General features: G+C 65.5%; 7 protein-coding genes and 1 CRISPR repeat array (1 of these 8 cut by a window edge). Of the genes, 6 read left to right on the top strand and 1 reads right to left on the bottom strand.

The genetic code is table 11. The features are described 5' to 3' along the window. A CRISPR array of direct repeats spans positions 1-1,432; the repeat unit is 29 nt; unit sequence GTTCGCCCCGCACACGCGGGGATGATCCG; it reaches 331 nt to the left of the window's first position. Positions 1,433-1,553: 121 nt separating this feature from the next. From CSQ85_RS05150 to CSQ85_RS05135, 4 genes are all read left to right on the top strand, one after another. Next, positions 1,554-1,829 carry a hypothetical protein gene (locus CSQ85_RS05150; protein ID WP_107041334.1) on the top strand — a complete coding sequence of 92 codons (276 nt, stop codon included), beginning with the start codon at positions 1,554-1,556 and terminating at the stop codon, positions 1,827-1,829. A 726-nt stretch (positions 1,830-2,555) separates the two neighbouring features. Continuing rightward, a complete protein-coding gene (locus CSQ85_RS05145; RefSeq protein ID WP_150383156.1) occupies positions 2,556-3,431 on the top strand; it encodes an HdeD family acid-resistance protein in 876 nt (291 codons plus the stop codon). A gap of 111 nt (positions 3,432-3,542) precedes the next feature. Next, positions 3,543-4,319 carry a type I methionyl aminopeptidase gene (map, locus tag CSQ85_RS05140; protein WP_107041336.1) on the top strand — a complete coding sequence of 259 codons (777 nt, stop codon included), beginning with the start codon at positions 3,543-3,545 and terminating at the stop codon, positions 4,317-4,319. A 258-nt stretch (positions 4,320-4,577) separates the two neighbouring features. Next, complete coding sequence (locus tag CSQ85_RS05135) at positions 4,578-5,870, top strand: citrate synthase (protein WP_107041337.1); 1,293 nt, start codon at positions 4,578-4,580, stop codon at positions 5,868-5,870. A 164-nt stretch (positions 5,871-6,034) separates the two neighbouring features. On the opposite strand, the gene dapD is transcribed toward CSQ85_RS05135, so the two are convergent. Further along, positions 6,035-7,054 carry a 2,3,4,5-tetrahydropyridine-2,6-dicarboxylate N-succinyltransferase gene (gene dapD / locus CSQ85_RS05130; protein ID WP_150383155.1) on the bottom strand — a complete coding sequence of 340 codons (1,020 nt, stop codon included), beginning with the start codon at positions 7,052-7,054 and terminating at the stop codon, positions 6,035-6,037. Positions 7,055-7,192: 138 nt separating this feature from the next. Between dapD and CSQ85_RS13520 the strand changes: the two genes are divergently transcribed. Together CSQ85_RS13520 and prfB are read left to right on the top strand one after the other, a co-directional pair. Continuing rightward, positions 7,193-7,327, top strand: a complete 135-nt coding sequence (locus CSQ85_RS13520) for a hypothetical protein (protein ID WP_258175845.1) — start codon at positions 7,193-7,195, stop codon at positions 7,325-7,327. A 160-nt stretch (positions 7,328-7,487) separates the two neighbouring features. Beyond that, complete coding sequence (gene prfB / locus CSQ85_RS05125) at positions 7,488-8,600, top strand: peptide chain release factor 2 (RefSeq protein WP_150383154.1); 1,113 nt, start codon at positions 7,488-7,490, stop codon at positions 8,598-8,600. The last annotated feature ends 102 nt before the right edge of the window (positions 8,601-8,702 follow it).

The raw sequence follows: 8,702 nt of genomic DNA, 5'->3' as shown, positions 1-8,702 counted from the left end.
GTTCGCCCCGCACACGCGGGGATGATCCGTAGCCGCCGCCGTAGTACTGGCCGTTGCCGTCGTTCGCCCCGCACACGCGGGGATGATCCGTCACCGGAGTGCCCGCCAGGGACCGTCACCCGGTTCGCCCCGCACACGCGGGGATGATCCCAGGCCGGCGCGGTTGCAGTCGATGACGTGGAGGTTCGCCCCGCACACGCGGGGATGATCCGATGGGGCCGATAGCCATGATTCCTCCATGTTCGTTCGCCCCGCACACGCGGGGATGATCCGATGCTGCGCACGTCGAATTCGAGGTAGTTGTCGTTCGCCCCGCACACGCGGGGATGATCCGGCCTCACATCCGTGCCACCCATCCTGCAGCCGGTTCGCCCCGCACACGCGGGGATGATCCGTGCAGCTGCGGTTTGGCGCCGGCCTCGCCGACGTTCGCCCCGCACACGCGGGGATGATCCGCCGTCGAACACGGCCCAATCGGTCGGCTTGTCGTTCGCCCCGCACACGCGGGGATGATCCGGCCACCGCCACCATCACCAAGGACGGCAACACGTTCGCCCCGCACACGCGGGGATGATCCGAGCGCGCTCGGCATCCACTCGCCATCCACCGTGTTCGCCCCGCACACGCGGGGATGATCCGGCACGGCGTATGGCGGACTCGGCGGAGGCGGAGTTCGCCCCGCACACGCGGGGATGATCCGGCCAAGCCCCACCCCTCCACCCCGAACCAGACGTTCGCCCCGCACACGCGGGGATGATCCTGGCTCGACCGAATCGGCATGCCCACCCTCCAAGTTCGCCCCGCACACGCGGGGATGATCCGGTCAGGGTGCCGGTCTTCGGGTCGATCTGAGTGTTCGCCCCGCACACGCGGGGATGATCCGGCCCACGCACCGTCACCATCGACGGCGTCACCGTTCGCCCTGCACACGCGGGGATGATCCGAACGAGGCGATGCTCTGGCCGGTGGACGTGAAGTTCGCCCCGCACACGCGGGGATGATCCGGCGTCGGATTCGATGTGGCTCAGCTCGCCGTAGTTCGCCCCGCACACGCGGGGATGATCCGCGTTCGGCGACGCCTCCGACAGCGCGGGCCGCGTTCGCCCCGCACACGCGGGGATGATCCGATCGCGACTACCCCGGCGGCCGCGGTGAGCGCGTTCGCCCCGCACACGCGGGGATGATCCGCCGTGGACGTGTCAAGCGGCTCGCCGGCGGTGGTTCGCCCCGCACACGCGGGGATGATCCTTGGCGTGGCGCTAACCTAGTTGCATGACACAAGTTCGCCCCGCACGCGCGGGGATGATCCGGGGATTCTGGGCGCTACGATCGCTCGGAATCCGTTTGCCCCGCACACGCGGGGATGATCCGGGCTTGGTCCATGCCACCACCCCACCGGTATCGTTTGCCCCGCACACGCGGGGATGATCCGCCGCCGAAGCTTGGGCCGAAATGACGGCCGCACAGATCACCAACCCACAGGAGTGGAGACACATCCAGAAATGGTTCCCCCAATCGTCTAGACTAATCAGCAGCATTAGAGGATGCGTTAAATGGTTGACCCGCTTTTCAAGAAGTTCTGCGAGAACGACGAGGGCATATCCGTCGGGGAGCTTCTCGACACCTACGCCAGTGCGTTCAACGCACCTTTTTTCTCCGTGGAAGAGCAGGGGCCATTCATCGCCGACGACGAACTCCGACAGTGGCTTGGCTGGTGCCTCTTCTACGGCAAGCCTCGTGACGAGTACGTTCGCCCCGCGCGCACGGGGATGATCCTGCTGGTTGTAGCCTTCGAAGCCTCTTTGATGAGGGGCTGTCAGCGAAGCTGACTGTGGAGGGTGCGAAGGCAGAGACTTGGAGACCTACAGACCTAGGTCCGCCGTGTCAGGGAATGGCCCTGCCATTCGATGCCGAACGAAGCAGCCGGCGTAGGCGTGACGGTGGGTGATGGGTGGGGAATTGTCGGCAGAGCCGTGTCATCTCGTCGCTTGTGTGGGATTCAGCGCGGTTGTAGCTGTTTTCGTTGCTGAGTCCCGCAGATTCGGGGGTTCCAGCGTGGTTTCTTGCGATTTTCGTGCTGAGTCCCTTGATGACGCCTGTTCATGCCGGTATCGGACCGGGTGCGTTCCGTTGGTGTTGTTCAAGAATGGCGGAATTTCAATGATTTCCGGTTCGTGTTCGGCGGATGGTTGCGTGGCTGGTGCTTGGGGTGTGTCCGTGATGTGGGACTCGGTGTCGGTTTCTGCTGTAATCGCGTTGAGTCCCGCGGATTCGGGGGACTCGATGTGGTTTCTCGCGATTTCTGCGCTGAGTCCCCCGGATGGAGTGGAACGGCGGGCATGGCACACCCATCGTGCGCATGCGGGTTGCCCGACCCCGTCGGACCAGATCTGTGTCGTTGCCTCGGGACGGCGATGTATCCATGTATTTGGGCAAGGTGTCTTGTTTTGTTGATGGTGTGAATTAGACAAGGTGCCTAGACTTAGGTTGTGGGGCGAGACACCGTGAATGCGGCGGATACGCCCAGCGGGATGTGCCCAAGCAAGGAGGTCATCATGACGGACTTCAATCCGAATAACCCGAATCCGAATCCGAACCAGAACCAGCCCGAATACGGCCAGTACGCGCCGGGCGCCGGTCCGCAGGGTCAGCAGCGGGCTCCGCAGTACGGCCAGTATGCCGGAGCGAATCCCGGTCAGGGGCCGTACGGCTATGGCCAGCCGCAGGCCGGGCAGAACGGCGACCCGTACGCCAACCCGTTCGCGGGCCAGAACCAGCACGGCCAGTGGACCCAGAACCCCGGCCAGAACCCCGGCCAGCAAAGTCCGTTCGGCCAGTCCGCCCGCCAGCCGCTCGATCCGTTCAAGCTCATCGAGAGCATGCTGCCGCAGCGCACCAAGAACTGGGTGCGCGCCACCTACGCCATCATCGGCGTGGCCGCCATCGTCCTCGGTCTGGCTCTGCTGATCTGGCCCGGCATCACCCTGCAGGTCGCGGCGGTGCTGCTCGGCGTCTACTTCATCGTCTCCGGCGTCACCCGCGTCGTCACCGCCATCGTCGAACTTGGATTGCCCGCCGGCTGGCGCATCCTCGACATCCTCGTCGGCGTGCTGCTCGCGGTCGGCGGCGTCGTCGTCCTCAAGAACTCGGCCCTGTCAGGGCAGACCCTGGCCGTTCTCGTCACGATGACGGTCGGCCTCGGATGGATGCTCGAGGGCTTCATGGCGCTCGTCGAATCGTGGAGGCTGCCGAGCTCCGGCTGGGCCGTGCTCTACGCGGTCATCTCGATCGTCGCCGGCTTCGTGGTGCTGCTCTCCCCGGTCACCTCGACAGTGTGGCTCGTCATCTTCGGCGGTTGCGCGCTGGTGGTGATGGGCGTCTCCGCCATCGTGCGTGGCTTCAAGTTCGGCCGCCTGCCGAAGAACCGCTGAATCGCCGGAGCGCATGACAGTGGATGACGGTGAATGACGAGGTGACGCACTATCGTGGGAGCGTATTGAGAACGAGTCTTGATAGGCCCGTCACAAGGTAGAAAGAGTCCCATGATCGAACTGAAGACCCCTCGCGAGATCGAGGAGATGAAGCCCGCCGGCCGTTTCGTCGGCTCCATCCTGCGCGAGCTGAAGGAATACACGAAGGTCGGCACCAACCTGCTCGACATCGACGAGTTCGTGCACAAGAAGATCGTCGACCGCAAGGGCGCCGAATCCTGCTACGTCGACTACGCGCCCGACTTCGGCACCGGCCCGTTCGCGCACTACATCTGCACCTCCGTCAACGACGCGGTGCTGCACGGCGTGCCGTACGACTACAACCTCAAGGACGGCGACCTCGTCTCCCTCGACCTCGCGATCAGCGTCGACGGCTGGGTGGGCGACTCCGCCATCAGCTTCGTGGTCGGCAAGGACCAGGATCCCGAGGACCTGCGTCTGATCAAGTGCACCGAGGAGGCGCTCGCCGCCGGCATCGAGGCCGCTCAGCCCGGCAACCGTCTGGGCGACGTGTCCAGCACGATCGGCGACATCGCCCGCGAGTACGGCTACCCGATCAACCTCGAGTTCGGCGGCCACGGCGTCGGCCACATCATGCACGGCGACCCGCATGTGCCGAACGACGGCAAGGCCCACCACGGCTACAAGCTGCGTCCGGGTCTGGTCATCGCCATCGAACCGTGGTTCCTCAAGACCACCGACGAGATCTACCAGGACCCGAAGGACGGCTGGACCCTGCGCTCCGAGGACGGTTCGCGCGGCGCCCACTCCGAGCACACGATCGCGATCACCGAGGACGGCCCGATCATCCTCACGACGCGCGAGTAACCGCCGAACGCGTCGTCGCTGTGTCAGTCGCTGTGTCAGTCGCTGTGGCAGTCACTGTGACGCCGCTCACTTCGTTTTGAGACGCCCGAAGCCGGCGCGCATCCCATCTTGTTACGATGGGGCGCACGCCGGCTTCGATGTTTCCCGACGTTTTCGACGTCTTCCGTATCGTCCCGCGTATCGACCACGAAACCTGTGGCGGTAACACAAGCGGTCTAATGTGACCGGCAACACTTTGGAACAGGAACGAGGTATCCCATGGCCACAGCACAGCTGAACGTGGACGACAGCAAATACACCTTGCCGTTGGTGGAGGCCACGGCCGGACCGAACGGCATCGTGGTCTCCAAGCTGCGCAACGACGGATGGGTCACGCTCGACCCAGGCTTCCTCACCACTGCCCAGTGCGAGTCGAAGATCACGTACATCGACGGCCAGCATTCGATCCTGCGATACCGCGGCTACCCGATCGAGCAGCTGTGCGACCAGTCCGACTTCCTCGAGGTCGCGTGGCTCCTGCGCCACGGCGAGCTGCCCAACCATGAGCAGTACGACAAATTCGTCTCCGACATCAACCACCGTACGATGGTGGGGGAGGACTTCCGCACGTTCATGGGTTCGTTCCCGCGCACCGCGCACCCGATGAGCGTGCTCGCCTCCGCGATCAATGCGCTCGCCACCTTCTACCCGGACACCACCGACATCAACGACTCCGACCAGCTCGACGAGTCCGCGATCATCATCATGGCGAAGGTCCGCACGATCGTGTCGTACATCTTCCGCCGTCGCCGTGACGAGCCGATGCTCTACCCCGACTACGCGCGTGGCTACGTCGACGACTTCCTGCGCATGTGCTTCGCCGTGCCCTACGAGCCGTTCGAGTCCGATCCGCTGTACGTGCACGCACTCGGCCGACTGCTCATCATCCACGCCGATCACGAGCAGAACTGCTCCACCTCCGTGGTGCGCATCGCCGGGTCGGCCCACGCGAACCTCTATTCCGCAGTCGCAGCCGGCGTCAACGCCCTGTCCGGCCCGCTGCACGGCGGCGCGAACGAGGCCGTGCTGCGCCAGCTCAAGGCGATCCGCGACTCCGGCAAGTCGGTGCGCGAGTTCGTCGAGGACGCCAAGGCCAACGGCCAGCGCATCTCCGGCCTCGGCCACCGCGTGTACAAGTCGTACGATCCGCGCGCGGCCATCGCCAAGCAGTATCTGGAGAAGATCATGGAGCGCGAGGACACGTCGAAGCTGCCGGCCGACGAGCGCGCGCTGTTCGACGTGGCCACCGAGTTGGAGTCGATCGCGCTGAGCGACGACTACTTCGTCTCGCGCCACCTCTACCCGAACGTCGACTTCTACACCGGCCTCATCTACCGTGCGATCGGCTTCGACCCGGCGATGTTCACCACGCTGTTCGCGCTCGGGCGCATCCCCGGCTGGATCGCCCAGTACCGTGAGATGCTGGCCGACCCCAACACCAAGATCGGCCGTCCGCGTCAGGTCTACACCGGCGCGACCGAACGCGACTACGTGCCGATGGACGAGCGCTGAGTCGGGTCGATGCATGATGAAGGGCGATTCCCCGCGGAATCGCCCTTCATCATGCCATCATGAATTCGCAGTCAGACTATCCCTCATGACTACCCCCCAGTCCCGCTTCGCGGTCCAGCTCCCCTGACAAGAGGAGCCGCGGCAGGAGAAGACCGGGGCGGAGACTAGTTCTTGTGCAGCTTCTCGTTCAGCTCGATGCCGGTCTTGCGGTAGCGGGCCTCGATGCGGCCCGTCACCGAGTTGCGGATGAACAGGATGTTGTCCTTGCCGGACAGGTCCGCGCCCTTGACGATCTCGAGCGGCTCGCCCGCGGCGGCCTTGGCCTTGTCCCAGATGGTGACCTTCGTGCCGGCCGTGACGTACAGGCCCGCCTCGACGACGCAGTTGTCGCCCAGCGAGATGCCGATGCCGGCGTTCGCGCCGAGCAGTGAGTGCTCGCCGATGGAGTTCCGCAGCTTGCCGCCGCCGGAGAGGGTGCCCATGATCGAGGCGCCGCCGCCGATGTCGGAGCCGTTGCCGACGACCACGCCCTGCGAGACGCGGCCCTCGACCATCGAGACGCCGAGCGTGCCGGCGTTGAAGTTCACGAAGCCGGCGTGCATGACGGTCGTGCCCTCGGACAGGTACGCGCCGAGGCGCACGCGGTCGGCGTCGCCGATGCGCACGCCGGTGGGCGTGACGTAGTCGATCATGCGCGGGAACTTGTCGACGCCGAACACATTCACCGTCGTCGCCGGCGCGGCGGCGGGCAGGCCGGCGTTCGCGGCGAACGACTGGGCGGCGGCGGTCGCTGCGGCCTCGACGTCGGCCTTCCTCAGATTGAAGTCCTCGACGGCGAACGGGCCGTAGTTGGTCCACACGACGTTGGCGAGGTGGGCGAAGATGCCGTCCAGATTGAGGGTGTTCGGCTTGGCGAGGCGCATGCTCATCAGGTGCAGCTTGAGATAGGCGTCGCCGGCGGTGGCGATCGGCGCGTCGAGGTCGGTCACGGTGAAGACCGGCACGCGGCGCACGCCACGGGCGTCGGCCTCGTCGTGCGCGAGCACGCCGAAATCGTGGTTCGGGCGGTCGGCCTCGGCCGGCGCGTCCCCCAGCGTCAGTGACGGGTACCACACGTCAAGGGTGTTCCCGGCAGCGTCGATGCTGGCCAGACCCCATCCGTAGGCGGTGCGTTCTTCAGCCATCTTCTTGTACTCCTTCGATGCTTGAGTGCTTGGCATGCATGGTTCGCATGCATGGTTCCACGCCCCACCTTACCGCGTTCGCCATCGGCGCAGGGCCTTGCATCCCATTGACCAAGCGGTGCGATACAATCCGACCTCGTGAGTGACTTTCAGCAGGATGAACGCGATGGACGTGAGCGCCGCCGCCGCACGATGGTGCGCGCGGTGTGCATCGTCATCGCCGCGTGCATGCTGCTGTCCGTGGTGATTCCCGCGATCTACGCGGGTCTTTGACGTATGGTCACGCGCATCCCCGCGTGACGTTCCGTCCGCGCCGTCCCGTCGGCGGCGAACAGCGGACGACGACGGACCGACAGGCGACGATGCGCGCGGCCCATACCCCCGTGACGATCATCAAGGCAATTCATAGGCAAGACACGTAAGGTAAGAAACGATGGCAGAATTCGATTATTCGCAGGCGATCGCCGATGTGCGATCCAAATACGATTCCATCGCCAAGGCGTTGGACGTCGACCGCATCAAGGCGGACATCAAGGAGCTCGAGCAGCAGGCGGCCGCGCCCGGCCTGTGGGACGACCCGGAGAACGCGCAGAAGGTGACCAGCCGCCTGTCGGCCGCGGAATCCCAGTTGAAGAAGCTTCAATCCGCGTCCACCCGCATCGACGACGTGGAGACGCTCGTCGAGCTTGGCCGCGAGGAGGAGGATCAGGACTCCCTCGACGACGCCCAAGGCGAGCTCAAGGCCATCGCCGAGGATCTGGACGCGATGGAGATCCAGACCCTGCTTGATGGCGAGTACGACGAGCGTTCCGCGGTCGTCACGATCCGTTCCGGCGCCGGCGGCGTCGACGCGGCCGACTTCGCGCAGATGCTGCTGCGCATGTACCTGCGCTACTGCGAGCGCATGGGCTTCAAGGCCAAGGTCATGGACACCTCCTATGCGGAGGAGGCGGGCATCAAGTCCGCCACCTTCCAGGTGGACGCCCCCTACGCCTACGGCCGTCTGTCGGTCGAGGGCGGTACGCATCGCCTCGTGCGCATCTCCCCGTTCGACAACCAGGGTCGTCGCCAGACCAGCTTCGCGGCTGTCGAGGTGGTGCCGCTCGTCGAGGCCACCGATCACATCGACATCCCGGACACCGACATCCGCGTCGACACGTACTGCTCCTCCGGCCCCGGCGGCCAGGGCGTGAACACGACCTACTCGGCCGTGCGCATCACCCACCTTCCCACCGGCTTGGTCGTCACGATGCAGGACGAGCGCTCGCAGATCCAGAACCGCGCCGCCGCCATGGCCGTGCTCCAGTCCCGACTGCTCGTGCTGCGCCACGAGGAGGAGGCCAAGAAGAAGAAGGAGCTCGCCGGCGACATCAAGGCCAGCTGGGGCGATCAGATGCGCTCCTACGTGCTGCACCCGTACCAGATGGTCAAGGACCTGCGCACCGGCTACGAGACCTCCCAGACCCAGGCCGTGTTCGACGGCGACCTCGATGGCTTCATCCAGGCCGGCATCCGCTGGCGTCACGAGGAGCGTCGCGCCGCCTAGGAGGAGGCCGATGCGTAAGCAGGCCCGACCGTTGGTCGCGGCCTCCGGTGGCGGACGCCGGTCGCGGGGTTGCCCCGCCGGCAGCCGCTCTCTGGCAATCAC

Source organism: Bifidobacterium rousetti, from assembly GCF_008698235.1.
In the GTDB taxonomy this organism is placed as follows: Bacteria; Actinomycetota; Actinomycetes; order Actinomycetales; family Bifidobacteriaceae; genus Bifidobacterium; species Bifidobacterium rousetti.
This window is presented reverse-complemented; position numbering and strand designations above follow the sequence as displayed.

What these genes read in the sequence shown, in the direction of transcription:
- prfB (WP_150383154.1), top strand. Translation starts at nt 7,488, where the DNA reads ATGGCAGAATTCGATTATTCGCAGGCGATCGCCGATGTGCGATCCAAA.
- dapD (WP_150383155.1), bottom strand. Translation starts at nt 7,054, where the DNA reads ATGGCTGAAGAACGCACCGCCTACGGATGGGGTCTGGCCAGCATCGAC.
- CSQ85_RS05135 (WP_107041337.1), top strand. Translation starts at nt 4,578, where the DNA reads ATGGCCACAGCACAGCTGAACGTGGACGACAGCAAATACACCTTGCCG.
- map (WP_107041336.1), top strand. Translation starts at nt 3,543, where the DNA reads ATGATCGAACTGAAGACCCCTCGCGAGATCGAGGAGATGAAGCCCGCC.
- CSQ85_RS05145 (WP_150383156.1), top strand. Translation starts at nt 2,556, where the DNA reads ATGACGGACTTCAATCCGAATAACCCGAATCCGAATCCGAACCAGAAC.
- CSQ85_RS05150 (WP_107041334.1), top strand. Translation starts at nt 1,554, where the DNA reads ATGGTTGACCCGCTTTTCAAGAAGTTCTGCGAGAACGACGAGGGCATA.